The organism is Nonomuraea deserti, assembly GCF_004348685.1.
GTDB classification, from domain to species: domain Bacteria; phylum Actinomycetota; class Actinomycetes; order Streptosporangiales; family Streptosporangiaceae; genus Nonomuraea; species Nonomuraea deserti.
In genome coordinates this window covers 1-24,044 of the sequence record NZ_SMKO01000074.1, presented here as the reverse complement: position 1 = coordinate 24,044, position 24,044 = coordinate 1, and the positions used below count along the sequence as shown (strand labels likewise).

Sequence of the window (24,044 nt, the reverse complement as noted above, 5' to 3'; positions counted from 1 at the left end):
TCACTATTTGAATAGTGAAAGGGTGTTGTACGAGTTCGCGATCTGTCAACTCAGGCGAACTTGGTCTTGGGACGCTCCTGCAGCTCGCCGTCGAGGTAGATGTCGAGCTTCTCGTCGTAGAAAGCGATCAGCCCGGCGACCCGCTCGCTCTCGGGCAGCGGTGTCCGGTAGGACCAGGCGAGGTCCTCCTTGCCGTTGACCGACCAGTATTCGGCCGACCCCTTGTACGGGCAGTGCGTGATCGTGCCGGTGGGCTCCAGCAGGTCGAGCCGGACGTCCGGCTTCGGCAGGTAGTAGCGGGCCGGCAGCCCGGTCTCGAAGAGGATGTGCGGGCTGCGGGAGTCGGCCACGGTCACCCCGTCCACCTCGACGCGCACGTGCCGCGAGCTCGGCAGGATGTCCACCCGGGTGTACGGGTCGCGCGGGTGGAAGAAGACCTCCTCGTCCTCCTCGAACCAGGCGTCCATGGCGTCCCACTCGAAGCGCACGTGGCCGCGGATCTCCTCCAGCGGGGAGTCGCGGTAGACCAGCGCCGCGCCGGGGGCCTCCTTGCCACCCGCGGTGACCGTGTGCACGAGGCCGTCGCCCCTGCTCGGCGAGTGCTTGGCCGTGCCGGCCGGCTTGAGCGCCGACTCGTCGACGTCCGCCGGCGGGAAGTAGTAGGCCGGATAGTAGGGGACCTCCCACACCAGCAGGGCGGAGGTGGTGTCGGCCACCACCCGGCCGCCGAGGTAGGTCCGCACCCGTTTGGCCGTGCGCTCGACGCGTACCCGGCCGCGTTTCGTGGCATCCATGCTCGCGGCAACCGCCGCGCGCACCCCGCTATTCCGCGATCATCCCCGGTGATCAGCTCAGGCCGAACGCGGCCAGCGTGGCCCACGTCACCAGCGCCCCCACCGCCGTGCCCGCCACCACCTGCGGCCAGGTGTGGTGCGTCAGGCGCACCCTGGCCCAGCACACCAGCGCCACGACGGCGGCGCCGGCGACCGCGGCCGGCCAGGAGGGCAGCACGTGCGCGAGCACCACCACCGTGCCCGCGCAGACGGCGGCGTGGAAGGAGATCTTCCAGCGCAGCGTGATCGGCACGGTCACCGCCAGCGCGGCCAGCATCGCGGTCACGGTGGCGACGAGCAACCTCGGCGCACCCATGAGGACCAGCAGCGCCAGCGCCACCAGCACCGCTGCCACCGCGGCCAGCAGCGGGCGCGTGCGGCGGGCGCGGTCGACGATGTGGTGCGAGTCGAGCCGCCCCGAGCGCACGCCGACCGCGATCACCGCCGCCGGCACTCCGCCGCAGAACGCCGAGGCGACCAGGCCCCACGCCGCCCCGCTCCAGCCCTGCGCGAGCAGGCCCACGACCGGCGGCATGACGATGACCAGCACCTGCGGTGCCAGCACGTTGGTCACCTGTCTCGCCACGAGGTCACCCGTCATGACAGCCAAGATTACGCGATCATGGCGCGCGGCCCCGGCGACATGCCTGCGCCCGGCCCGCGCGGGACGCCTGACGGGCGGCCGGCCCGCGCGGCGGGCCCGCGCGGCGGGCCCGACATGGCACAGGCTCCCGCCCCCGGTGGTCAGCCCTTTCCCGCCGCGTTCACGATGCGGGTGGTCGAGCGGCCGGGAATGGCGTCCATCTCCCAGCACTCCGCGCCCAGGATCGCCGCGGCGGCGGCCCGCGCGCCCGCGTGCGGGTCGCCCGCCGTGTGCGCGAGCGCGCCCGGCCGCATCGGGGCGAGCAGGTCGATGTAGTCCTCGGGCCCGTGCGCCTCGGGCGGCCCCGTCACGATGAACACCCCGGTCACGAAGCGGAGCGCGGCCAGCACCTCGGCGCGTTCGGCCGCCGGGTTGAGCGGCCGGCTGGGGCCCTTCCACGCCCGCACCCGCGGATCGTCCTCGACGCCGACGACCAGCGGCAGCCCGCGCTCGGCCACCGTTCCCAGATAGCGCACATGGCCCACGTGCAGGATGTCGAAGACGCCGGTCACGACCGCCGCACCCGGCCGGTCGTACGGCCGCACCCAGACGGCATCCAGGCTGTTCACGCCACCTCCTCGCACGCTGCGCTCCTCCGGGGTCCGGACGACTCGTCGATCGCAGCGTACTCGGTCGCCGCCGGAGGTAGCGCAGGCGACCTTGGGAAAGCCCATTCCTACCTTTTCGCGATAATCTCCAGCACCCATCTCGCGCGTCTCATAGAGTCACCGGATTTGGGGGAGGTCGCCGTGGCACCGCCGGACTCGCACCGCGTCGATGGGACCGAAGAGGGCGATCCACCCGCCGGCCACGATCTCGTGGCCCGGCTGCCGGGGAGTCCCTCCCAGGTCTCCAGGGCCAGGAGCCTCGTGACGGACGCGCTCGGCCGCGATCACCCCCTCCACGACGACGTCGTGCTGCTCACCAGCGAGCTGGCCACGAACGCGGTGCTGCACAGCCGGTCCGGCGCCGGGGGGTCGTTCACGGTGACCGTGACGCGCTCGGACACGCTGGTGCGGGTGTTCGTGGCGGACGCCGGGTCGGAGGGGCCTCCCTGCGTGTGCCGTACGAGTGCGCAGGCGACCAGCGGCCGGGGCCTGCCGTTGATCGAGGCGCTCAGCCACCGCTGGGGTTTCACCCGCGAGGACGGTTCGACGACCGTCTGGTTCGAGCTGCTCCAGGGTCGCGTGGCCGCGCAGCTGGCCGTTTAGGTCCGCCTTTGGAACGGTCCCTCAGCTTCCGGGGGCGCCGGGGCGGTACTGCCAGACGAATTCCAGCCAGGGCGGGGCCACCGTCATGAAGTGCTCCCAGCTCCCTGGTTCCGCGTCGCGGCGATCGCCGCGGACCTCGGAGAGTAGCCTCAGCACGAAACCCTCCCGGGTCAGTCCGTTGACGATCCGGCTCAACGTCTGCGTGTACTCCCTGGGCTCGCGGACGACGCGGCCCGACGGCGTGCGGTCGTAGACCCAGTCCTGGTCGGGATAGCAGGTCATGGCTTCGTCGGTGTAGGGCTGCTCGAGCGTGTAGCCCTCCCCGTTCCACGACTCGTGCGTGAGCCCGGAGAAGAACGGGTTGGCGCACATCAGGTAGTAGTGCCCGCCTGGCGCGACGACTCTCGCGACCTCGCGGAAGACGATCCGGGAGTCCGGGACGAACGTCAACGAGTACGGATGCCAGACAAGGTCGAACGAGGAGCCGCCGAGAACCGACAGGTCCCGCATGTCTCCTTGGACGGTGCGGACGCCGACGCCGTGGTGCTCGGCGGCCGAGCGGTCACGCGCCAGCTGCCCCGGCGAGATGTCGAGCACCGTCACGTCGGCTCCGAGCAGGGCGAAGGCCGCGGACTGCTGCCCGCCTCCTCCCGCCAGGCAGAGCACCTTCCTGCCCGCCAGGTCGCCGGGAAGGCCCAGCCTCTCCAGGCTCAGATAGTCGCGGGCCCGCTCCGCGTCCAGGTCGAGCATGGGGCGGGTGAACAAGGCGTCCGCCTCCACCAGGGCTTCCCAGCGTTCCTCGTTGTAGCGGTAGACGTCGTCCTGCACGGCGAACACCCTTCCGTGGCGCTCCGGGCGATCGCCACTCCGTCACTTCTCGAACGCGCCCCGCACGTCGAGGCGGCACAGGCCCTCGGCGAGGGCCTTGGTGGTCAGGCGGGTGCGGCTGTCGCAGCCCAGCTTGGCGAAGATGTGCTCCAGGTGGGTGGTGACCGTGCGGACGCTGAGCACGAGCGCGGCGGCGATCTGCGGGTTGGAGTCGCCCGCGGCCACCCTGGTGAGCACGTCGACCTCCCGGCCCGTGAGGTCGTAGGGCAGCGGGCACGGGCGCTCGGCGGCGACGGCCCCCTGCAGCGCTCCCTGGAACCCGACGCCCGCCCTGAGCAGCCGCAGCTCGTGCCATCCGCCGGCGCCGTCGAGCCAGAGCCCGTGCCTGCTCAGCTCGCGCGAGTCGATGAACGCGCGGGCGAAGGCGGCCATCGCCGGGTCGTCCCGCAGCGCGGGCGAGATCTCGCGCCCCGGCACCTCACGCCGGATGCCGAGCCGGTCGAAGGCGACCGCGCGGAAGTCGGCCGGCAGCCCCACCGGGTCGATCACGCATCGGGTCAGGTCGGTGACGTGGGCCAGCATGGGGCTGACGGCGGCCACGAGCGCTTTCGTGCGGCGCGGGAAGTCGTCGCGGGAGACCAGGTGCAGCAGCCCGGTGTAGCGGCCGCCGCCGAGGAACAGCGGCGCGGTCAGCCCGGCCCGCCACCCGTAAGGGGCCAGATGGCGCCGGAAGTAGCGCTCGGTGCCCGGCTCGGGCATGCCGACCGGCGCTCTGGTGGCCAGCGCCCTGCGGTAGGCCTCCAGCCCGGCGTACTCCTCCGCCGCGTCGCGGTCGATGCGCGGGTGCCCGTCGGACACGACGCTCTGGTGCCGCCCGGTGGCGGGGTCGAACGCGACGAACTCGTAGGCGTCGAGCGGGACCACGCGGCGCAGCGCCGCCATCGCGGCGTACGCGCCCCCACCGCCCGCGACCTGGTAGCCGACCTCGGCGAACACCTGCAACTGGCGGACGTCCAGGGTGATCTCGGCCACGGCCTCTTTATATCATTTGCCATTCCTTGGGACTCTCGTGAAGGTTTCCTTCACGGTGACAGCCGAGGCGCGCCGGATGTTATGGTCGTCGCATGCAGCGCGCTTCCGTCACGACGACGCCGGACCTCGTCCCGGCGCGCTGATTCCATGCTTCCCGGGCGAACGCCCGGGAACGCGGTCGTTCGCCCTTTCCACGCAAAGGACGATCATGAACGACCACCGCAGGCTCGGCCGCGAGCTGGGCATCTTCGACACCGACCCGCTGATCGGCTCCGGCCTGCCCTGCTGGCTGCCGGCGGGCGCGGCCGTGCGCAAGGCCGTCGAGGACTACGTTCACGAGCTCGAACGCCGCAACGGCTACCAGCACGTCAACTCCCCCGTGCTCGGCAAGCGCGAGCTGTACGAACGATCGGGGCACTGGGCGCACTACGCGGAGGACATGTTCCCGCCCATGAACGTGGGCGGCGAGGAGTTCGTGCTGCGGCCCAGCCTGTGCCCGCACCACGCGCTCATCTACCGCTCGCGCGGGCGCAGCCGCAGGGAACTGCCGCTGCGCCTGGCGGAGCTGGGCGGGATGTACCGCTCGGAGCTGTCCGGGGTGCTCGGCGGGCTGACCAGGGTGCGCGCCATCCAGCTCAACGACGGCCACGTCTTCTGCGCTCCCGAGCAGGCCGCCGCCGAGGTGTCGGCCTCGCTCGACCTGATCGAGGCCGCGCACGCCCAGCTCGGCATCCGGGCCGCCCGCTACCGGCTGTCGCTGCGGGGCGACGGCGACAAGTTCGTGGACGACCCCGCCATGTGGGCGCGGTCGGAGGCGGTGCTGCGCGAGGTGCTGAAGGAGCGCGGGCGCGACTACGACGAGGAGCGGGGCGAAGGCGCCTTCTACGGGCCGAAGATCGACATCCAGATCACCGACCCGGCCGGCCGCGAGAGCACCCTGTCCACCGTCCAGGTCGACTACTTCCAGCCGCGGCGCTTCGACCTGAGCTACGCCGGCGGCGAGCGGCCCGTCATGGTGCACCGCAGCGTCGTGGGCGGCGTCGAGCGCCTGGTCGCGCACCTCATCGAGGTGCACGGCGGCGCGTTCCCCTCCTGGCTGGCGCCCGTTCAGGCGGTGGTGCTGCCGCTGTCCGACGCGGAGCTGCCCGCCGCCGAGTCGGTGCTGCGGCGCTGCCTGGCCGCCGGGCTGCGGGCGGAGCTGGCGCCCGCCGACCGGGGCAGTCTCGGGGCCAGGATCCGGGCGCACCGGCTGGTGCCGTACCAGCTCGTCGTGGGGCCGCGCGAGGCGGCGGACGGCGGGATCGCGGTGCGGCGGCGGGACGGCAGCCAGGCCGGTGACGTGCCCGTCGAGCGGCTGGCGGCCGATTCGCGTCCCTTGTACTGATAACGGAAACCAAATAGGTAACGGCCTCTTCCCAGATCAAGTAAGGGACTCGTAAAGTCCCTGCAACGCGCCCTGTCGGGAGGACGACTTGACCGAGCTGAGCGACCGTGAGGCCGACCTGGTTTCCGCGCACGAACAGGAACGCCCGGCGCGGCAGCTCGGCGGGGCCCTGCGGCTCGGCGTGTGGATCCTCGGCGGGCTGCTGTCGGTTTATGCGCTGGTGGTGGTCTTCCGGCCGGTCGAGGCGCTGCAGCACCGGATGACGTTCCTGGCCGTGGCACTGCCGCTGGTGTTCGTCTGCTACCGCTCCGGCATGTCGAACCACCTGCGGCGGGTGACAGGGCTGCTCCGGCTGCGGCGCCCTCCCGACGTGCGCCCGTCCGAGGCCGGGGCCGGCGCGCTGCTGTCCGAGCGGCCGAGCGTCATGGACTGGCTGCTGGCCGCGGCCTCGCTCGCCGTGCTGGTCTATCCGCTGGCCGCCATCGACGACTTCCGCAACCGGGGTTCGGGCGCGGCGCTGACGGACCTCGACATCGTGGCCGGGCTGGTGCTGACGGTGCTGCTGCTGGAGGCGGTACGCAGGACCGTCGGCATGGCGCTGGCCATTATCTGCGTCATTTTCCTGATTTATGCCTATTACGGGGCATATCTGCCGATCGATTGGACCATCGGCCACCGAGGCTTCGATCTCAGCCAGATCGTCTCGCAGCTCTACACCGGCACCGAAGGCTTCTTCGGCGTCCCGATGCAGGTGGCCGCGAGTTACATCATCCTGTTCACCATCTACGGCGCCGTGCTGGACTATTCGGGCGCGAGCCGGTTCTTCATCGACCTGAGCTTCGCCGCCTTCCGCAAGTCCCGCTCCGCCCCCGGCCGCACCGTCGCCACCGCGGGCTTCCTGCTCGGCACCGTGTCCGGCTCGGGCGTGGCCACCACGGTCAGCCTCGGCAGCGTCGCCTGGCCGGTGCTCAGGCGGGCCGGCTACCCGAAGGAGCCGGCCGGCGGCATCCTGGCCGCGAGCGGCATCGGCGCCATCCTGTCGCCGCCCACGCTCGGCGCGGCGGCGTTCATCATCGCCGAATACCTCCGGGTCGGCTACCTCGAGGTGCTGCTGTACGCGACGATCCCGACCCTTCTCTACTACCTGGGCATCTTCCTGGCCATCGAGATCGACTCGCGCCGCTTCGACACCCACGCCGTGCCGGTCGACGCGCCCGGTGCGGGCCGGCTGCTGCTGCGCTTCGGCTACCACTTCAGCTCGCTGATCCTCATCGTCGTGCTGATGGCGCTCGACCGGTCGGCGTTCCAGGCGGTGGTGATCGCCACGGCGGTCGCGTTCGCGCTGTCGTTCCTCGACCCGCAACACCGGATGGGCCCGAAACGCGTCGGGCAGGCGCTGGCCAAGGGCGCGCTGGAGGTGCTGCCCGTGACGGCCGTGTGCGCGGCGGCGGGCATCATCGTCGGCGTCATCACCCAGACCGGCCTGGGCCTCAACCTCAGCTCGATCATCGTGGACTTCGCCGCGGGCCACCTGGTCCTGACCACGCTCATGTCCGCCGTCGCTGTCATGCTGCTGGGCCTGGCCGTGCCGGTGACCGCGAGCTTCATCATCGCTGCGGTCATCATCGGCCCGGCGCTCACCGCGCTCGGCGTGACGCAGGCCGAGGCGTACATGTTCGTCTTCTATTACGCGGTGCTGTCGGAGGTGAGCCCGCCCACCGCGCTGTCGGCGGTGGCGGCGGCCGCGATCACCGGCGGCAACACGTACCGCACGATGATGATGGCCTGGCGTTACACGCTGCCGGCCTTCCTGGTGCCGTTCGCCTTCGTGCTCACGCCCAACGGGCAGGCGCTGCTCGGGCAGGGGCCGATCGGCACCGTGCTGCTGATGGCCGCCGTGTCGGCGGTCGCCGTGGCGGCCCTGGCCATGGCGATGGGCGGCCTGTCCGGCTGGTTCGAACGGGTGCTGGCGTCCGTGGCCGCGGTGCTGCTGCTGTTCCTCGAGCCCGTCCCCATCGTCGCCGGTCTGGCCGTGCTGGCCGTGGCCGCCGCCGTGCATCTGGTCAGAAGAAGGAGAAGGGACCCAGCGTGAAGCGGATTCTTGCGATAGTCGCAGCGACCGTCCTGGCCGTGGCGGGCTGCGGCGGGGGTGCGGGCGGCGGCTCGGGCAACCGGCTGTCGATCGCCACGGGCGGCACGACGGGCGTCTACTACGTCTACGGCGGCGGCCTGGCCAAGCAGCTGTCGTCCAACATCGCCAACACCCAGGCCACCGCGTCGGTCACCTCCGCGTCGGTCGAGAACATCAAGCTCCTCGCCAGCGGCAAGGCCGACATCGGCTTCTCCCAGGCCGACACCGCGGCCGACGCGGTCAACGCCAAGGACACCTTCACCGCGAAACAGCCCATCAGGGCCATCGCCCGCATCTACGACAACTACGCGCACGTCGTGGTCGCCCCCGGCGTCGAGGCGGCCAAGGTCGCCGACCTGAAGGGCAAGCGCGTCTCGCTCGGGCCCGCCAACTCCGGCACCCAGGTCGTGGCCAGGCGCATCCTGGAGGCGGCCGGCATCAACCCCGACTCCGACATCACCAAGCAGCAGCTGTCCATCAACGAGTCGGTGCAGGCGGCCAAGGACGGCACCATCGACGCGTTCTTCTGGGTCGGCGGCCTGCCCACGGCCGGCATCACCGACCTGGCGACGAGCAAGCCCGACATGAAGCTGCTCGACACGAGCGACGTCCTGGAGAAGATGCGCGCGACATACGGGGAGCAGTACGTCCCCCTCGACGTGGACATGTCCGTCTACAAGCTGTCCGGCGCCATCAAGACCGTCGGCATCGCGAACCTGCTGCTGGTGCCCGACTCGATGGACGAGCAACTCGCCTACGACATCACCAAGACCCTGTTCGCCAAGAAGGCCGAGCTGACGGCCGTGCACCCCGAGGCCGAGAAGCTCGACGTCAAGCTGGGCCAGCAGGTGGCGCCGGTCCAGCTGCACCCGGGCGCCGCCCGCTACTACAAGGAGCAGGCCTGACCCGGCTGCTCCTGGCGCTCGCCCTGGTGGCGGCGCTCGGCTCCGGCGGCGGCGCCGGGCGCCTCACCGTGAACGGCCTGCCCGTCGTCGCCGGCTCCTTCGCGATCGCGTACGTGCACTCGGTCTACAAGGCGCCCTCGGCGGAGGTGTTCACCGTCGAGGGGCGGCGGTTCACCATGCGGGCGGTCGTCTCGGCGAACGACAGCGTGCTCGACTACTACGCCCTCGACGGCACGCGGGCCCGCACCCCCGAGGGCCTGTGGGTGCTGCGCCTGGCGGCGCCCGCGACGTACGACGGGCTGTCGCTGCTCACCACCTCGATCGGCCGCAGGACCCTGCTCGCGGGCGGCCGCTGCCTGCCCCTCTATCCCGCGTCCGGCGCCGCCCAGGTGCGGGTCGCGGTGCGGCTCACGCCCGACGTGCGCGGACGACCCTGCCGGCCGCCGTACGACGGGCTACGCGCGGCCGGGCAGGTGCTCACAACCAGTCGTTCTTCTTGAACACCGAGTACAGCACCACCGAGGTGAGCGCCACGAGGACCGTGGACGCCCAGAGCCCCCAGCTCTGCCCGGTGCCGGGAACGGGCACGTTCTGGCCGTAGAAGCCGGTGATCAGGGTGGGCACCGCGATGATGGCGGCCCAGCTGGTGATCCGTTTCATGATCTCGTCCAGCCGGAAGCCCTGCTGGGCGAGGCGGGTCTCGCGGACGTTCGCCAGCATCTCGCGGATCCCCTCGACCCACTCCGTCGCCCGCAGCACGTGATCGTAGACGTCCGCGTAGTAGGGGGCCATCACGGGGTCGGCGACGATGTCCTGGTCGCGGTGGAGCAGGGTGCCGATCACCTCGCGCATCGGCATCGTGATCTTGCGGACCCTGGTGGTGTTCTTGCGCAGGTCGAACATCGTGCGCTGCAGCCGCCTGCCGTCGCCCGCATCCTCCTCGTACAGCGACTCCTCCAGGGCCTCCGCCTGCGCGTCGAGCTCCTCCACCAGGTCGAGCTGTCCGTCCACCACGTAGTCGAGCAGGCCGTGCAGCAGGAACGGCACCCCGTGCGCCGCCAGGCGCGACAGGGTGTCCCAGCGCCTGACCACCTCGTCGATGTCGAAGGCGTCGCTGTCGCGCACGGTGACCAGGGCGTTCGCGGTGACGAAGACGTTCACCTCGACGGGACGGAGCCGCCCCTTCTCCACGTGCACCCCGTAGACCGTGACGAACAGATGGTTGTCGTAGACGTCGACCTTCGGCCGCTGCCGGTCGGTGAGCGCGTCCTCCATCGCCAGCTCGTGCAGCCCCAGCTCCGAGCCGACCGCGGTGAGCTCGGCGGCCGAGGGGCGGCACAGGTCGAGCCAGACGACGTTGCCCCGATCCGCCACATGCCCGGAGAGCTCCTCGAGGGGGAAGCCCTCCTTCTCGAGGACGCCGTTCCGGTAGAGACGCGTACGCACTAGCAGAGTCTGGCGAATCGTCTCGCGTCACGCACCGCCGCTCCCCCCGGGTCGTTGTTGAAGTAGACGTAGGCGTCCCGCCAGCCCGCCTCGCGCACCCGCCCGGCCCACGTCCTCAGCGCGGTGTCGCCGTACGCGATGCCGGCCCGCCCCTGGTGCAGGCGTACGTACCCCCATTCCGCGGTGCGCCAGAACGGGCTCTGCGGCCGGCCGCGGCGGTCCGCCCAGCACAGCGCGGCACCCCGCGCGCGCAGGATGTCGCGCACCTCGCCGGTCCACCACGAGTCGTGGCGCGGCTCCACGGCCACCCTGACGTGCGACGGGAAGCAGGCCAGGCAACGGTCGAGGCGGCCGGGATCGACCTGGAGGGTGGGCGGGAGCTGCAGCAGGACCGGGCCGAGCTTGTCCTTCAGCTCCGACGCGGCGTCCATCAGCCGCCGCACCGGCTCCTCCGGCTCGGCCAGCCGCTTGATGTGGGTGAGGAACCTGCTGGCCTTGACGGCCATCACGAAGCGCGGGGGCGTCCTGTCGCGCCAGGCGGCGAACAACTCGGGGCGGGGCAGGCGGTAGAAGGCGTTGTTGCTCTCGACCGTGGGGAACTCCGCCGCGTACGTCTCCAGCCAGAGCCGCTGCGGCACCCCCTGCGGATACAGCACGCCCCGCCAGTCCTTGTACTGCCACCCCGAGGTGCCCACCAGGCATGTCATGCCGTTGCAGCTACCCAGGCCCGCCGCGTGCAGTACTGTCCTTGTTCGTCAGCCGAGGAGGACCTTTCACCCGATGGGCGTTATCTGATGGGCGCCGGGCACGGACACGGGCACGGCGCGTCCGCACCCCGCTCGCGGCGCGCGACGATGGCGAGCCTGGCCGTCCTGGTGCCGGTGGCCGTCGTCACGCTGGCGGCCCTGCTGTGGCTCTGGCCGGACGGCCGGCCGGAGCTGGACGGCGCGCAGCCGTCGGCCGTCGAGCGGCTCACCGGCACGGTCACCGGTGTCACGCTCAAACGTTGCCCCGCCGCCCCCGAGGGCGCGCCGCGGCCCGACCCCGCCACCTGCGGCACCGCCACGGTCAAGCTCGGTGAGGGGCGCGACGCCGGCCGTGACGTCACGCTCCGCCTGCCGGGCGGTCCGGGGGCGCAGCGCTTCGCGCCGGGCGACGGCGTGATCCTGCTGCGCGACGCCGACGGGGCCCACCAGATCTCCGACCATGACCGGTCGACGCCGCTGTGGTTGTTCGGCGTGGCCTTCGCGGTCGCGGTGATCGCGTTCGGCCGCTGGCGCGGGGTGACGGCGCTGATCGGCCTGGCGGTCACGTTCGTGCTGCTGCTGACGTTCGTCATCCCCGGCATCCTGGAGGGCAGGCCCCCGATGCTGGTGGCCATCGTCGGGGCGGCGGCGATCATGCTGACGGTGCTCTACCTCACCCACGGCTTCTCGCTGCCCACGTCCATGGCCGTGCTCGGCACGCTGGCCAGCCTGGCGCTGACGGGCGCGCTGTCGTACGCGGCGCTCGGGCTCGCCCGGCTCAACGGGATCACCGACGACAGCGCGCTGACGCTGGGCATGAGCCTGTCGATCGACACGCAGGGGCTGCTGCTGGCCGGGATCATCATCGGGGCGCTGGGGGTGCTCGACGACGTCACGGTCACGCAGGCGGTGACGGTGGCCGAGCTGGCCCACGCCAACCCGTCGTACGGCTTCGCCCGCCTCTACCAGGCGGCCAGCCGCATCGGGCGGGCCCACATCGCCTCGGTGATCAACACGATCATCCTGGCGTACGCGGGGGCGTCGTTGCCGCTGCTGCTGCTGTTCAGCATCGGGGAGCAGCCTCTGGGGCAGGTGCTGACGACTCCGGTCATCGCCCAGGAGATCGTCCGCAGCGTGGCCGGCACGCTCGGCCTCATCGCCGCCGTCCCCATCACCACAGCCCTGGCCGCCCTGGCGGCCACCCGCCGCGGGGAAGGGCCCGCGGACGCCTCCTCCCGCCATCGCGCCGGCCACGGGGAGCCCGCCTCCCGTCACCGATCAGGCCCAGAGGAGCCCGCCTCCCACCACCGATCAGGCCCAGGGGAGCCCGCCTCCACCCGCCGCGGGAGCCCCGTGGAACCTCGTGCGGCCCAGGCCCCGCGGGAGGATTTCTTCGCCCCGCACCCCTTCCAGGAGCGGGACGCTCTCCCCGGCCCGGAGGACGAGACCCGCCGGGCGCCCGAACGCCCGGCCCGCCACCGCCGGCGCGCGAGCACCTGAGCAGGCTCCCGAGCCGGGCCGTGCGCTTGTTCGCGGGCCCGCGCGGGTCAGTACGCCTCGGCGCTGCCGTTCACGCGCAGCTTGCGCCGGGCGCGGTCGTAGAAAGTGGTGCCCAGCCGCACCACCTGGGCCGCCCCCGGCCAGGCGGCGACCGTGATGCGGTCACCCGGGCACAGGTGGCCGACCACGGCCCCGTCGACCTCGACCGCGAGCCGTCCGCTGGTGGGCAGCACCTGGAGCGTCACCTCCTCGTCGGCGGGCAGCACCAGGGCCCGGTTGAAGGCCGAGTGGGCGGCGGAGGGAACCACGAGGACGGCCTCCACCCGGGGTGACACGATGGGCCCGCCGGCGGAGAAACTGTAGGCGGTGGACCCGGTGGAGGTCGCCACGATCACGGCGTCGGCGGCGAAACGGACGAAGTCGCTGCCCGCCGGGCTCACCGCGACGCCCGCCAGCCCCTCTCCGGGGATCCGCACGAGGGCGATGTCGTTGAACGCGGTCACGTCGGCGCCCCCGACCTCGCTCCTGATCGCCATGCGCGGCTCGATCGTGTAGCGGTGGCCGTCGATCGCCCACAGCGTCTCGGCCAGTTCGCTCACGTCGATCTCCGCGAGGAACCCGAGCCGCCCCACGTTGACCCCCAGGATGGGCGTGCGCCGCCCGGCGAGCAGCCGCATCGTGCGCAGCATCGTCCCGTCGCCGCCGAGCCCGACCAGCAGGTCGGACCGGTCGACGAGCGTGTCGGCGTCGACCGGCACGGCGCTGCAGTCGATGCGGCCCACCTCCTCGGGCAGGCCGAGCACGGTGGCGTCCTTGCCGGCCGCCCAGCCCAGGATGGTGTCGATCGCCTTCCTTGAGTCGCGCTGGGGGTGCAGCACCAGCCCGACCGTCCTGACCATGCCCATGGGGCCACCCTAGGTCAGCGGTCGAGGCAGGGGCGTTTCGGGTCGAACACCCAGTCCTTCACGAGATACCGCATGGCCACGGCGTCGTCGCGGGCGCCGAGCCCGTGGCGGAGATAGAGCTCGTGGGCCTCGGCGAGGGCCGTGCGGTCGAGTTCGACGCCGAGCCCGGGGGCGGTGGGCACGTCGACGGCGCCGTCCACGATCCGTGGCGGCCCGGTGGTGAGGGCCTGGCCGTCCTGCCAGATCCAGTGCGTGTCCAGGGCGGTGATCTCGCCCGGAGCGGCGGCTCCGGCGTGCGTGAACATCGCCAGCGAGATGTCGAAGTGGTTGTTGGAGTGTGAACCCCAGGTCAGGCCGAAGTCGTGGCAGAGCTGGGCGACCCTGACGGAGCCGGACATGGTCCAGAAGTGCGGGTCGGCGAGCGGGATGTCGACGGCGTTCGCGCGTACGGCATGCGCCATCTCCCGCCAGTCGGTGGCGATCATGTTGGTGGCGGTGCGCAGGCCGGTCGCCCGCCGGAACTCCGCCATCGTCTCCCGGCCGGAGAAGCGGCCCTCGGCCCCGCACGGGTCCTCGGCGTAGGCGAGCACGCCGCCGAGCCCCGCGCACAGCCGCACGGCGTCGGCCAGCAGCCAGCCGCCGTTGGGGTCGACGGTGATCCGCGCTCCGGGGAACCTGCCGGCCAGCGCCCGGACCGTCTCGATCTCCTGCTCGCCGGGCAGCACCCCGCCCTTGAGCTTGAAGTCGGCGAACCCGTACCGCTCCTGGGCGGCTTCGGCCAGCGCGACCACCGCGTCCGGTGTCAGGGCCTCGCGGCGGCGCAGCCGCGACCAGGCGTCGTCGCCGCCGTCATCGACGCGGTAGGGCAGGTCGGTCCTGCCCGGGTCGCCGACGTAGAAGAGGTAGCCCAGCATCGGCACCCGGTCGCGTTGCTGCCCTTCGCCGAGCAGTTCCGCCACCGGGACACCGAGGTACTGGCCGTGCAGGTCGAGCAGGCTGGACTCCAGCCCGGTGACCGCGTGCACCGTGGTGCGCAGGTCGAAGGTCTGCACCCCCCGCCCTCCGGCGTCCCGCTCGGCGAACCGGGCGGCCACCGAGCGCAGCAGGCTGCGGTGGCGCGCCACGGGCCGGCCGGCCAGGAGTGCCGCCGCCTCCTCGACGGTGCGGCGGATCGCCTCGCCGCCCGGCACCTCGCCGAGGCCCGTACGCCCGTCGGAATCGGTCGTGATGACGACGTTGCGGGTGAAGAACGGTCCGTGGGCGCCGCTGAGGTTGAGCAGCATGCTGTCGTACCCGGCCACCGGGACGACCTCGACGCTCTGGATGGTGGGAGACACGGGCGGGAACCCTCTCAGCTGATCTTGTTGACGAGGGCGGTCAGGTCGGCGAGCTCGTCCTCGGTGAGGTTCTGCAACGGCGGCCGCACGGGCCCGCCGTGGCGTCCGGCGGCGGTCAGCCCGGCCTTGATGATGGACACGGCGTACCCCTTCACGCGGTCGCGGATGTCCAGGTAGGGGACCACGAATTCCCTGATGCGGCGGTAGACCGCCTCCCGGTCCTGGGCGCGGACGTCGGCGTAGAAGTCGAGCGCGTACTGCGGGACGAAGTTGAAGATGGCCGAGGAGTACGTGCTCATGCCGAGCTGGAGCAGCGGCAGCGCGAAGGTCTCCGCGGTCGGGAGGCCGCCGATGTAGGCCAGGCGGTCGCCGACGCCGGCGTAGATGCGGGCGAGGTTCTCGATGTTGCCGACGCCGTCCTTGAAGCCGACGAGGGTCTCGTTCCTGTCGGCCAGGATCTCGACGGAACGGTCGGTCAGGACGGCGTTGGCGCGGCTGTAGACGACCACGCCGAGCCCCGTGCTGCGGCAGACGGCGCTGACGTGCTCGATCAGACCCGCCTGACCGGCCTCCGTGAGGTAGGGGGGCATGAGCAGCAGCCCGTCGGCGCCCGCGGCCTCGGCGGCCTGGGCCTGCGCGACGGCGTTGGCGGTGCCGCCGGTGGCGGGGGCCACGACCGGCAGCCTGCCGCCGACCTCGTCGACCGCCGCGCGGACCACCTGGTCGATCTCGGCGGAGGTCAGCGAGAAGCCCTCGCCGGTGCCCCCGGCGGTGAACAGGCCTGCCACCGGGAAGCTGCTCAGCCAGGCGAGGTGCTCGCGGTAGCGCGCCTCGTCGAACCGGAGGTCCTCGGTGAAGTGGGTGACGGGGAAGGACAGCAGGCCGCTTTTGAGCTGGGTCGCGAGCTCTTGCGGGGTGAAGCTGGGCATGGCGGTCCTTTGTTTACGCGCGGCAGTGGGATCCCCCGTGCGCCGCAGGTCAGGTCTGTTGCCGCCAGGCTAGAGAGCAGGGGCGATTCCTGTCCAAGTGCATTTTCGTATCCGGCGATGCCGTCAAGGCATCAAGGACCGCTCCTGGGGCGCCGCTCCCAGGTCGGGAAGCAGCTCGAGGACGCGCCAGAGCGCGGGGTTGGTCGAGTCGCGGTCCCAGATCACGTGCAGTTCGACCGGCTCGCCCGTGGCGCTCTCGTCACTTTCCAGCGGATCGCCGCCGCCGCGTGCCAGGTCGCAGAAGGTCACGCCGTCCACGCCGAGCGAGCGCGCGCTGGCGGGCGCCAGCGCGACGCCCCGTCCGGCCGCCACGAGGAGCACCGCGGTGAGGATCTGGTGCACCTGCTGTTCGATCCTCGGGTGGGCGTTGGTGAGGAAGTGCACGGTGAGCTCGTGGAAGTAACGCGACTGCACCGGGTTGTAGCTGATCACCGGCAGGCCGTCGAAGTCGTCGGGCACGAGCGGCCGGCCGAGGCCGGCGAGCGGGTGTCCGATGGGCACGACGGCGCACAGCGGCTCGCGGAAGACGACCCGCGAGTCGAGCGTGGCGATGTCGAACGGCGGGCGCGCGAGCCCCAGGTCCAGCTCGCCGCGTAGCAGTCCGTCGACCTGCCCGGCGGTGACCCGTTCGTGCAGGATGACGTCGATCTCCGGCAGCTGCTCCGACAGCCGCCGCAGCAGCGCGCCCAGCATGCTGATCGCCGAGACGGCCGTGAAGCCGAGCCGCACGGTCCCGGCGGCGCCGCTGGCGATCCTGCGCGCGCGGTCGCCCGCGGTGTCGACGAGCGTGAGCATGCGCCGCGCGTCGTCCAGGAAGGAGCGGCCGGCGTCGGTGAGGACCACGCGCCGGTTGTCGCGTTCCAGCAAGGTCACGCCGACCACCCGTTCCAGCTTCTGGATGTGGCGGCTGAGCGGGGGTTGGGTCATGCGCAGCCGATCAGCGGCCCGGCCGAAGTGAAGCTCCTCGGCAACTGCCACGAATGCCCGGATCTGATCGAGTGTTAGCATGATGCGGAAAGAGTATCACTTAATACCGAATTGAGCCTGGACAGGCATCGAAGCTGCTCCCTAGTCTCCGGAGACTACGAGAACGGAACAAAACCACACTTGACGTCCGTCCGATTCTCCGCTCCACCGCCCACCACGCGTGGCACCGCCCGCACGAAGGAGAAGTCCATGCCGGCATCCCGGACAGCCCCCCGCCGCGTTCTCGCGGGAGTCCTCGGCACCGCCGCCGCCATCGCGCTGACCGCGTGCGGTGGGGTCAAGACGACCTCCACCGGCGGTGACGGCGGCGAATATCCGTCGGGCAACATCGAGTTCAGCGTCGGCGCCTCGCCGGGCGGCTCGACCGACCTCATCACCCGGGCGCTGGCCCAGGGCATGGCCAAGGAGCTCGGCGTCTCCACGCCGGTGCTCAACAAGCCGGGCGCCAACGGCGCGCTCAACGCCAAGGAGCTGCAGTCGGCGGCCCCCGACGGCTACAAGATCGCCGTCCAGAACGCCTCGCTCTTCACCATCACGCCGCTCACGGTGTCACCCGCCGAGGCCACGAAGATCGACTCGTTCGACGTCATCACCGGCGTCTCGCGCGACGACTACGTCATGGCGACCAACCCCAAGTCCGGCTACACGTCCATCAAGGACATGAAGAAGGCCGGCAAGACGATCCGCTACGGCACGACCGGCGTGGGCACGGGTGCCCAGCTGGCCTCCGCGCTGACCTTCAAGTCGGCCGGCATCAAGGCCACGGCCGTGCCCTTCGACGGCGGCGCCCCCGCGCTGACCGCCCTGCTCGGCAACCAGGTCGACGTCTCCACCATGCAGATCGGCGAGGCGATCGAAAACGTCAAGGCGGGCAAGCTCGTGCCGCTCGCGGTCTTCTCGAAGGAACGCATCCCCTACATGCCCGACGTGCCGACGGCCACGGAGCAGGGCTTCGACGTGCAGGTGACGCAGTACCGCTTCCTCACCGCGCCCAAGGGCACGCCGCAGGACGTCAAGGCGAAGCTGCTCGACGCGGCCAAGAAGACGTTCGCCACGCCGGAGTACAAGAAGTTCAACGAGCAGAACTCGCTCACTCCGATGGAGGTCACCCCCGAAGAGGTCCTCAGCTCCCTGCAGAGCGACACCGCCACCTACAAGAAGCAGCTGGACGAGTTCGGGATCAGCCTGGCCGGCTGACCGAGGTCCCGGCAGGCCGCCCCCGCCCGCTCGTCCGCCCGCCACCAAGGAGTGAGCATGTCCATGCCCGACCCCGCCAGGTCGCCCGATCCGCTCGACGACGTCGCCGTCGAGACCGAGCGGCTCCAGGCCGAGCTGGACGAGTCACGGCCGCCGCACGCGGGACCCCCCTCGCAGATCGCGGCGGCCCTGGTGGGACTCGGCGCCGGGATCTTCGGCGCGGTCGGATCGTACGCGCTCGGGCTCGGCAGCCTCACCCAGCCGGGGCCCGGCCTGTGGCCGTTCGCCATCAGCGTCGTCATCGTCGTGCTGTCCGCGGCGCTCGTCGCCGCGGGCCGCCGCCTGGAGGACGCCGAGCGGTTCTCGAAGGCGAGCCTGCTCACCCTGGTCGCGCTGGTGACGCTCGTGCTGCTCGCCGCGCTCCTCCCCGTGATCGGCTTCGAGATCCCGTCGCTGCTGCTGATGTTCGTCTGGCTGCGCTGGCTGGGCAAGGAGTCGTGGCTGTCGTCCATCGTGATCAGCGTCTGCACCGTGGCCGCGTTCTACGTGCTCTTCGTCCTGCTGCTGCAGGTCCCGCTCCCGCGCCTCATCTGAGAAAGTCACATGGACATCTCCCCGATTCTCAACGGCTTCGGCGTCGTCCTGGAGCCGGCCAACCTGCTCTACTGCTTCGCCGGCGTCATCATCGGCATGCTCATCGGCGTGCTCCCCGGGCTCGGCCCCGGCGCGACGATCGCCATCCTGCTGCCCCTCACGTACGGCATCGGGCCCGTACCGGCGATCATCATGCTGGCGGGCATCTTCTACGGCGCCCAGTACGGCGGGACCATCACGTCCGTGCTGCTGCGCCTGCCGGGCGAGGCGTCCTCGGTGGTGACCGTCTTCGACGGGTTCGCGCTGGCCAAGCAGGGAAGGGCCGGCACCGCGCTCGGGATCGCGGCCATCGGCTCCTTCATCGGGGGCACCGTCTCGATCCTCGGCCTGACGCTGCTGGCCCCGATCGTCGCCGGCTTCGCGCTCGACTTCGGGCCCCCGGAGTACGCGGCGCTGGGCGTGCTCGGCGTGCTGCTGATCTCGTCGGTGGGCAACGGCCACAAGCTCAAGGCCATCATCGCCGCCTGCGTCGGCCTGCTGCTCGCGACCGTGGGCCGCGACACCTTCACGGGCGCGGAGCGCTTCACCTTCGACAGCCTCAACCTGGCCGAGGGCATCGACTTCGTGCCGCTCGCCATGGGCCTGTTCGGGCTCAGCGAGATCCTCTACAACATCGAGGAACGCCACAACCAGGTCCACTCCCCCGCCAAGGTCGGCAACGTGTGGCCGTCCCGCAAAGACCTCCGCCAGTCCAAGGGCGCGATCGGGCGGGGCTCGCTCATCGGCTTCTTCCTCGGCGTGCTGCCCGGCGGCGGCGCGACGCTGTCCTCCCTGGCCGCGTACGCGTTCGAGAAGCGGCGCGCGAAGCGGCCCGAGCGCTTCGGCAAGGGCGCCGTCGAGGGCGTGGCCGCGCCGGAGACCGCCAACAACGCGGCCGCCACCTCGTCGTTCATCCCGCTGCTGACCCTCGGCATCCCGGCCAACGCCACGATGGCCCTCATCTTCGGCGCGCTGCTCATCCAGGGCATCCAGCCGGGCCCGCAACTCGTCGCCCAGCACCCCGACGTCTTCTGGGGCGTCATCAACTCGATGTACATCGGCAACATCCTGCTGCTCATCATGAGCATCCCGATGGTCGGCGTCTTCGTGCGGATCCTGCGCGTCCGGCCCGCGATCCTGGCGCCGATCACGGTGCTCATCACGCTGCTCGGCGCGTACACGGTGAACAACCAGGTCTACGACCTCTTCCTGGTGATCGTCTTCGGCCTGCTCGGCTACCTGATGAAGAAGCTCGGCTTCGAGCCGGGGCCGCTCGTGCTGGCGTTCGTGCTCGGTTCGATGATCGAGAACTCCTCGCGGCAGTCGCTGCTCATCTTCGGCGGCGACCCGACCGGCTTCTTCACCCGCCCGATCTCGGGCACGGTGCTCGCGCTGGTCGTGCTGGTCGCCGTCCTGCCCCTGATCCTCAAGGCCCTGCGCCGGCGGAGACCCGCCGGGCGCGCGGACGACACCGTGGAGGAGAACGCGCCATGACCACGCCCGCCGGAGACCAGCCCAGGCCGGAGGCGGCCGTCGACGCGGGAGCGCGCGCGGGCGGCCGGGTCAGCTGGGTCTCCGTCACCCCCGTCGCCTTCCGCGACCCGCCCCTGCTCAACGTCGTCGGCGTGCACCAGCCCTTCGTGCTGCGCGCCATCGTCCAGGTGCACACGGACGCCGGGCTGGCCGGGCTCGGGGAGACGTACGCCGACCGGGCCCACCTCCAGCGCCTCGAAGCCGTCGCCGCCGCCCTTCCCGGCCTCGACGCGTTCGACCTCAACGGGCTGCGCCGCGTGGTCGAGGCGGCGCTCGGCGCGTCCACCGGCGGCGCGGGAGCCAGCTTCGGCGGCATGCTCGACCTGTCGAGCGCGGTCGACACCGTGGCGGCGCCGTTCGAGGTGGCCCTGCTCGACCTGCAGGGCAAGGCGCTCGGCCGCCCGGTCAGCGACCTGCTCGGCGGCGCCGTACGCGAGCGCGTTCCGTACTCGGCGTACCTGTTCTACAAGTGGGCCGGCCACCCGGGCGGGGACGGCGATTCGTGGGGCGAGGGCCGCACGCCCGAGCAGATGGTCGCCCAGGCGCGGCGCATGGTCGACGACTTCGGCTTCGGCGCGATCAAGCTCAAGGGCGGTGTGTACGAGCCCCGCCACGAGATCGAGACCGTCGAGGCGCTGGCCGCGGCCTTCCCCGGGCATGCCCTGCGCATCGACCCCAACGGCGCCTGGACCGTCGAGACCTCGGTCGAGGTCGCGGGCCGGCTCTCCGGCGTGCTCGAATATCTTGAGGACCCCACGCCGGGCATCGACGGCATGGCGGCCGTCGCCCGGCGGAGCGACCTGCCGCTCGCGACCAACATGTGCGTCATCGCCTTCGACCATCTCCAGCCCGCCGTCGCCGCCGGCGCCGTGCAGGTCGTGTTGTCGGACCATCACCTGTGGGGCGGCCTGCGGCGCTCGGCGCTGCTGGGCGGCATCTGCGAGACGTTCGGCATGGGCCTGTCGATGCACTCCAACTCGCACCTCGGCGTGAGCCTGGCGGCGATGACGCACCTGGCCGCCGCGACCCCGAACCTCACCTACGCCTGCGACACGCACTACCCGTGGAAGACCGAGGAGGTCATCAGGCCTGGGGTGCTGGAGTTCCGCGACGGGAGCGTGGCCGTGCCGGCCGGGCCGGGTCTGGGCGTGGAGCTGGACGAGGACGCGCTCGCGGCCCTGCACGAGCAGTACGTCACGTGCGGGCAGCGCGGCCGCGAGGACACCGCCTACATGCGGACGGTCGTGCCGGACTTCACGCCCAACACGGCCCGCTGGTAGCTAGGGCGCCTGCAGCCGGGCCCGGGAGTTGGACAGGTGCAGCCGCATCGCGGCCCGCGCCGCCGCCGCGTCCTGGTCGGCGACGGCGCGGTAGACGTTCTCGTGTTCGAGCGTCACCCGGGTGAGGTGGGTGGCGTCGGAGACCGTGTAGCCGTGCGCCAGCCGCGTGCGCGGCAACATGATCATCATGGGGCCGAGCGAGGCGAGCAGGTCGGAGTAGAACCGGTTGCCGGAGGCCAGCGCGACCTTGAGGTGGAACCGGAAGTCGGCCTCGACGGCGTGACCGGGGTGCCGGTCGGAGCTCCCGAGGTCGACGAGGGCGCGTTCGATGGCCTTGAGCTGCAGGTCGGTGCGGCGCTCCGCGGCCAGCCCCGCCGACTCGGACTCGACCCCGATGCGGAAGTCGATCATGTCGAGGACGTCGCGGTGCGTGCGGACGCGCGAGGCCTCCACGGAGAACGGCGCGGGGGCGGGCAGGTCGAGCACGAACGAGCCGCGGCCCTGGAAGGTCTCGACGAGCCCCGCCGCCTGCAGCCGCGAGATGGCTTCGCGGACCACCGTGCGGCTCACGCCGAACTCCTCGACCAGCGAGGACTCGGTCGGCAGCTTCTGGCCGGGGGCGATCTCGCCGGCCAGGATGCGGGCCTTCAGCCGTTCGACGAGCTCGTGGGCGAGGCCGCGCCCGGTGTCGCGATCGAGCTTTCTGTCCGGCGGCACGGGTGACAATCTACCCGCCCGCCGCGCGGAACTCGACGGCGTCGAGGCGCCAGGCCGCGGCCTCGTCCGCGACGCTGAGCCCGAGGCCGGGCCGGTCGGGGACCCGCATGCGGCCGCCCTCGATCGTGAGCCGCTCGTTGAACAGCGGCGACAGCCACTCGATGTGCTCGACCCAGGAGTCGCGCGGGTGTGCGGCGGCCAGGTGCACGTGGATCTCCATCACGAAGTGCGGCGCGACCTGGAGGCCGGCGTGGTCGGCCAGCGCGGCGACCTTGAGGTAGGGGGTGATGCCGCCGGCGCGGGGCACGTCGGGCTGGAGGACGTCGCAGGCGCGCAGGTCGATGAGGCGCACCAGGTCGGGGACGCTGGAGAGCATCTCGCCGGTGGCGATGGGGGTGTCGAGGGCGTCGGCGAGCCGGGCGTGCCCTTCGGCGTCGTACGCGTCGAGCGGCTCCTCGATCCAGACCAGGCCCAGCTCCTCGACCGCCCGCCCGAACCGCAGCGCCGACGGACGGTCCCACTGCTGGTTGGCGTCCACCATGAGCGGAACGCCCTCGCCCAGGTGCTCACGCACCGCCGCCAGCCTGCGCAGATCCTCCTTCATGTCCGGCTGACCGACCTTGATCTTGACCCCGCCGATGCCGCTCTCGATCGACTGCGTGGCCCGCGCCTTCACCTCCTCGATCGGCGCCTGGAGGTAGCCGCCGGAGGTGTTGTACGTCCTGACCGAGTCGCGATAGGAGCCCAGCAGCTTCGCCAGCGGCAACCCCGCCCGCTTCGCCTTCAGATCCCAGAGGGCGACGTCGACGGCGGAGAGCGCCTGCGTCGCGGCCCCGGACCTGCCGACGGACGCCCCCGCCCACAGCAGCAGGTCGTAGACCTTGCCGACGTCGGACGGATCCTGACCCAGCAGGCGCTCCCCTGTCTCCTTGGCGTGGGCGTACTGGGCGGCGGTGCCGGCGCGGGTGGTGTAGGAGAAGCCCAGCCCTCCCAGGCCGTCGGCCGTGGCGACCTCGCAGGTCAGCACGTCGATCCGGGACAGCGGGCGCTGGCGTCCCGTGGCGACCTTGGCGTCGCTCACGGGGGACGGGAGGGGAACGGCGTAGCGGCGGAACCGCACGTACTCGACGCGGTCGCCCGGCGGCGTCACGGTCACGCCCGCCCGAACTCGACGTTGTCGACGACCCACGCGCGGCACTGCTCGCTCAGCGTGAAGCCGAGGCCGGGACGGTCGGGGACGATCATGCGGCCGTCGCGGGTCTCCAGACGCTCGTCGAACAGGGGGTTGAGCCATTCGAAGTGCTCGACCCACGGCTCGCGCGGGTAGGCGGCGGCCAGGTGAAGATGGATCTCCATGGCGAAGTGCGGCGCGAGGTGCAGGCCCGCGTGGTCGGCGAGGGTGGCCAGGCGCAGGAAGGGGGTGATGCCGCCGACGCGCGGGGCGTCGGGCTGGATGATGTCGGCGGCGCGGGCCTCGATGAGCCGGACGTGCTCGGCGACGCTGGAGAGCATCTCGCCGGTGGCGATGGGGGTGTCGAGGGCGTCGGCGAGCCGGGCGTGCCCTTCGGCGTCGTACGCGTCGAGCGGCTCCTCGATCCAGACCAGGCCCAGCTCCTCGACCGCCCGCCCGAACCGCAGCGCCGACGGACGGTCCCACTGCTGGTTGGCGTCCACCATGAGCGGAACGCCCTCGCCCAGGTGCTCACGCACCGCCGCCAGCCTGCGCAGATCCTCCTTCATGTCCGGCTGACCGACCTTGATCTTGACCCCGCCGATGCCGCTCTCGATCGACTGCGTGGCCCGCGCC

At 71.7% G+C, this 24,044-nt stretch carries 24 protein-coding genes; 10 read left to right on the top strand and 14 right to left on the bottom strand.

What is annotated here, in order from left to right; all coding sequences use genetic code 11:
- Positions 1-50: 50 nt before the first annotated feature.
- The 3 genes from E1292_RS25450 to E1292_RS25440 all read right to left on the bottom strand — a co-directional run bounded on the left by E1292_RS25450 (position 51) and on the right by E1292_RS25440 (position 2,045).
- On the bottom strand, positions 51-794 hold the full coding sequence (locus tag E1292_RS25450) for a DUF427 domain-containing protein (RefSeq protein WP_132597727.1): 744 nt from the start codon (positions 792-794) through the stop codon (positions 51-53).
- A 52-nt stretch (positions 795-846) separates the two neighbouring features.
- On the bottom strand, positions 847-1,434 hold the full coding sequence (locus E1292_RS25445; RefSeq protein ID WP_132597726.1) for a hypothetical protein: 588 nt from the start codon (positions 1,432-1,434) through the stop codon (positions 847-849).
- A 143-nt stretch (positions 1,435-1,577) separates the two neighbouring features.
- Positions 1,578-2,045 carry an adenylyltransferase/cytidyltransferase family protein gene (locus tag E1292_RS25440; RefSeq protein ID WP_132597725.1) on the bottom strand — a complete coding sequence of 156 codons (468 nt, stop codon included), beginning with the start codon at positions 2,043-2,045 and terminating at the stop codon, positions 1,578-1,580.
- A gap of 180 nt (positions 2,046-2,225) precedes the next feature.
- Here E1292_RS25440 and E1292_RS25435 point away from each other — a divergent pair, with 180 nt between their 5' ends.
- Positions 2,226-2,687, top strand: a complete 462-nt coding sequence (locus E1292_RS25435) for an ATP-binding protein (protein WP_132597724.1) — start codon at positions 2,226-2,228, stop codon at positions 2,685-2,687.
- Between the two features lie 21 nt (positions 2,688-2,708).
- Here the strand turns inward: E1292_RS25435 and E1292_RS25430 are convergent, their stop codons facing one another.
- Both E1292_RS25430 and E1292_RS25425 read right to left on the bottom strand, forming a co-directional pair.
- Complete coding sequence (locus tag E1292_RS25430; protein ID WP_132597723.1) at positions 2,709-3,515, bottom strand: class I SAM-dependent methyltransferase; 807 nt, start codon at positions 3,513-3,515, stop codon at positions 2,709-2,711.
- Between the two features lie 42 nt (positions 3,516-3,557).
- Positions 3,558-4,547 (bottom strand): helix-turn-helix transcriptional regulator, encoded by a 990-nt coding sequence (locus tag E1292_RS25425; RefSeq protein WP_132597722.1) that lies wholly within the window; start codon positions 4,545-4,547, stop codon positions 3,558-3,560.
- A gap of 76 nt (positions 4,548-4,623) precedes the next feature.
- Here E1292_RS25425 and thrS point away from each other — a divergent pair, with 76 nt between their 5' ends.
- The 4 genes from thrS (at position 4,624) to E1292_RS25405 (ending at position 9,467) form a co-directional block, all read left to right on the top strand.
- Positions 4,624-5,931, top strand: a complete 1,308-nt coding sequence (gene thrS / locus E1292_RS25420) for a threonine--tRNA ligase (RefSeq protein WP_132597739.1) — start codon at positions 4,624-4,626, stop codon at positions 5,929-5,931.
- An 88-nt stretch (positions 5,932-6,019) separates the two neighbouring features.
- Positions 6,020-8,023, top strand: a complete 2,004-nt coding sequence (locus tag E1292_RS25415; RefSeq protein WP_132597721.1) for a TRAP transporter permease — start codon at positions 6,020-6,022, stop codon at positions 8,021-8,023.
- Positions 8,020-8,967: a TAXI family TRAP transporter solute-binding subunit gene (locus tag E1292_RS25410; protein WP_132597720.1), complete on the top strand. Its 948-nt coding sequence runs from the start codon at positions 8,020-8,022 to the stop codon at positions 8,965-8,967. The genes E1292_RS25415 and E1292_RS25410 overlap by 4 nt, the downstream gene beginning before the upstream one ends.
- A gap of 26 nt (positions 8,968-8,993) precedes the next feature.
- Positions 8,994-9,467 carry a DUF1850 domain-containing protein gene (locus E1292_RS25405; RefSeq protein ID WP_165974730.1) on the top strand — a complete coding sequence of 158 codons (474 nt, stop codon included), beginning with the start codon at positions 8,994-8,996 and terminating at the stop codon, positions 9,465-9,467.
- On the opposite strand, the gene E1292_RS25400 is transcribed toward E1292_RS25405, so the two are convergent.
- Together E1292_RS25400 and E1292_RS25395 are read right to left on the bottom strand one after the other, a co-directional pair.
- Positions 9,445-10,413 carry a magnesium transporter CorA family protein gene (locus tag E1292_RS25400; protein ID WP_165974729.1) on the bottom strand — a complete coding sequence of 323 codons (969 nt, stop codon included), beginning with the start codon at positions 10,411-10,413 and terminating at the stop codon, positions 9,445-9,447. The two genes, E1292_RS25405 and E1292_RS25400, sit on opposite strands and share 23 nt — an antisense overlap.
- Positions 10,413-11,120, bottom strand: coding sequence for a DUF72 domain-containing protein (locus tag E1292_RS25395; protein WP_132597717.1), 708 nt, complete (start codon positions 11,118-11,120; stop codon positions 10,413-10,415). The genes E1292_RS25400 and E1292_RS25395 overlap by 1 nt, the downstream gene beginning before the upstream one ends.
- Positions 11,121-11,207: 87 nt before the next feature.
- Here E1292_RS25395 and E1292_RS25390 point away from each other — a divergent pair, with 87 nt between their 5' ends.
- Positions 11,208-12,659, top strand: coding sequence for a YibE/F family protein (locus tag E1292_RS25390; protein WP_132597716.1), 1,452 nt, complete (start codon positions 11,208-11,210; stop codon positions 12,657-12,659).
- Between the two features lie 47 nt (positions 12,660-12,706).
- Here E1292_RS25390 and E1292_RS25385 read toward each other — a convergent pair whose 3' ends face one another.
- The 4 genes from E1292_RS25385 to E1292_RS25370 all read right to left on the bottom strand — a co-directional run bounded on the left by E1292_RS25385 (position 12,707) and on the right by E1292_RS25370 (position 16,898).
- A complete protein-coding gene (locus E1292_RS25385) occupies positions 12,707-13,564 on the bottom strand; it encodes an NAD(+)/NADH kinase (protein ID WP_132597715.1) in 858 nt (285 codons plus the stop codon).
- Between the two features lie 14 nt (positions 13,565-13,578).
- The gene (locus tag E1292_RS25380) at positions 13,579-14,901 is read right to left on the bottom strand and encodes an enolase C-terminal domain-like protein (protein WP_246090322.1); all 1,323 of its coding nucleotides are present in this window, start codon (positions 14,899-14,901) and stop codon (positions 13,579-13,581) included.
- 14 nt (positions 14,902-14,915) lie between these two features.
- Positions 14,916-15,830, bottom strand: coding sequence for a 5-dehydro-4-deoxyglucarate dehydratase (gene kdgD, locus E1292_RS25375; RefSeq protein WP_132597714.1), 915 nt, complete (start codon positions 15,828-15,830; stop codon positions 14,916-14,918).
- Positions 15,831-15,953: 123 nt separating this feature from the next.
- Complete coding sequence (locus tag E1292_RS25370) at positions 15,954-16,898, bottom strand: LysR substrate-binding domain-containing protein (protein WP_132597713.1); 945 nt, start codon at positions 16,896-16,898, stop codon at positions 15,954-15,956.
- 168 nt (positions 16,899-17,066) lie between these two features.
- Here E1292_RS25370 and E1292_RS25365 point away from each other — a divergent pair, with 168 nt between their 5' ends.
- Genes E1292_RS25365 through E1292_RS25350 form a run of 4 tightly spaced genes read left to right on the top strand, consistent with a single transcriptional unit; the run spans position 17,067 to position 21,520 of the window.
- Complete coding sequence (locus E1292_RS25365; protein WP_132597712.1) at positions 17,067-18,074, top strand: Bug family tripartite tricarboxylate transporter substrate binding protein; 1,008 nt, start codon at positions 17,067-17,069, stop codon at positions 18,072-18,074.
- A 57-nt stretch (positions 18,075-18,131) separates the two neighbouring features.
- Positions 18,132-18,668 carry a tripartite tricarboxylate transporter TctB family protein gene (locus E1292_RS25360; RefSeq protein WP_132597711.1) on the top strand — a complete coding sequence of 179 codons (537 nt, stop codon included), beginning with the start codon at positions 18,132-18,134 and terminating at the stop codon, positions 18,666-18,668.
- 9 nt (positions 18,669-18,677) lie between these two features.
- Complete coding sequence (locus E1292_RS25355) at positions 18,678-20,201, top strand: tripartite tricarboxylate transporter permease (protein WP_132597710.1); 1,524 nt, start codon at positions 18,678-18,680, stop codon at positions 20,199-20,201.
- Positions 20,198-21,520 carry an enolase C-terminal domain-like protein gene (locus tag E1292_RS25350; RefSeq protein WP_132597709.1) on the top strand — a complete coding sequence of 441 codons (1,323 nt, stop codon included), beginning with the start codon at positions 20,198-20,200 and terminating at the stop codon, positions 21,518-21,520. The genes E1292_RS25355 and E1292_RS25350 overlap by 4 nt, the downstream gene beginning before the upstream one ends.
- On the opposite strand, the gene E1292_RS25345 is transcribed toward E1292_RS25350, so the two are convergent.
- From E1292_RS25345 to E1292_RS25335, 3 genes are all read right to left on the bottom strand, one after another.
- On the bottom strand, positions 21,521-22,237 hold the full coding sequence (locus E1292_RS25345; protein ID WP_132597708.1) for a FadR/GntR family transcriptional regulator: 717 nt from the start codon (positions 22,235-22,237) through the stop codon (positions 21,521-21,523).
- A gap of 10 nt (positions 22,238-22,247) precedes the next feature.
- On the bottom strand, positions 22,248-23,393 hold the full coding sequence (locus tag E1292_RS25340) for an L-talarate/galactarate dehydratase (protein ID WP_246090321.1): 1,146 nt from the start codon (positions 23,391-23,393) through the stop codon (positions 22,248-22,250).
- Positions 23,390-24,044: mandelate racemase/muconate lactonizing enzyme family protein (locus tag E1292_RS25335; protein ID WP_132597707.1), on the bottom strand; the 655-nt coding region annotated here is incomplete at its 5' end. The genes E1292_RS25335 and E1292_RS25340, both read right to left, overlap by 4 nt.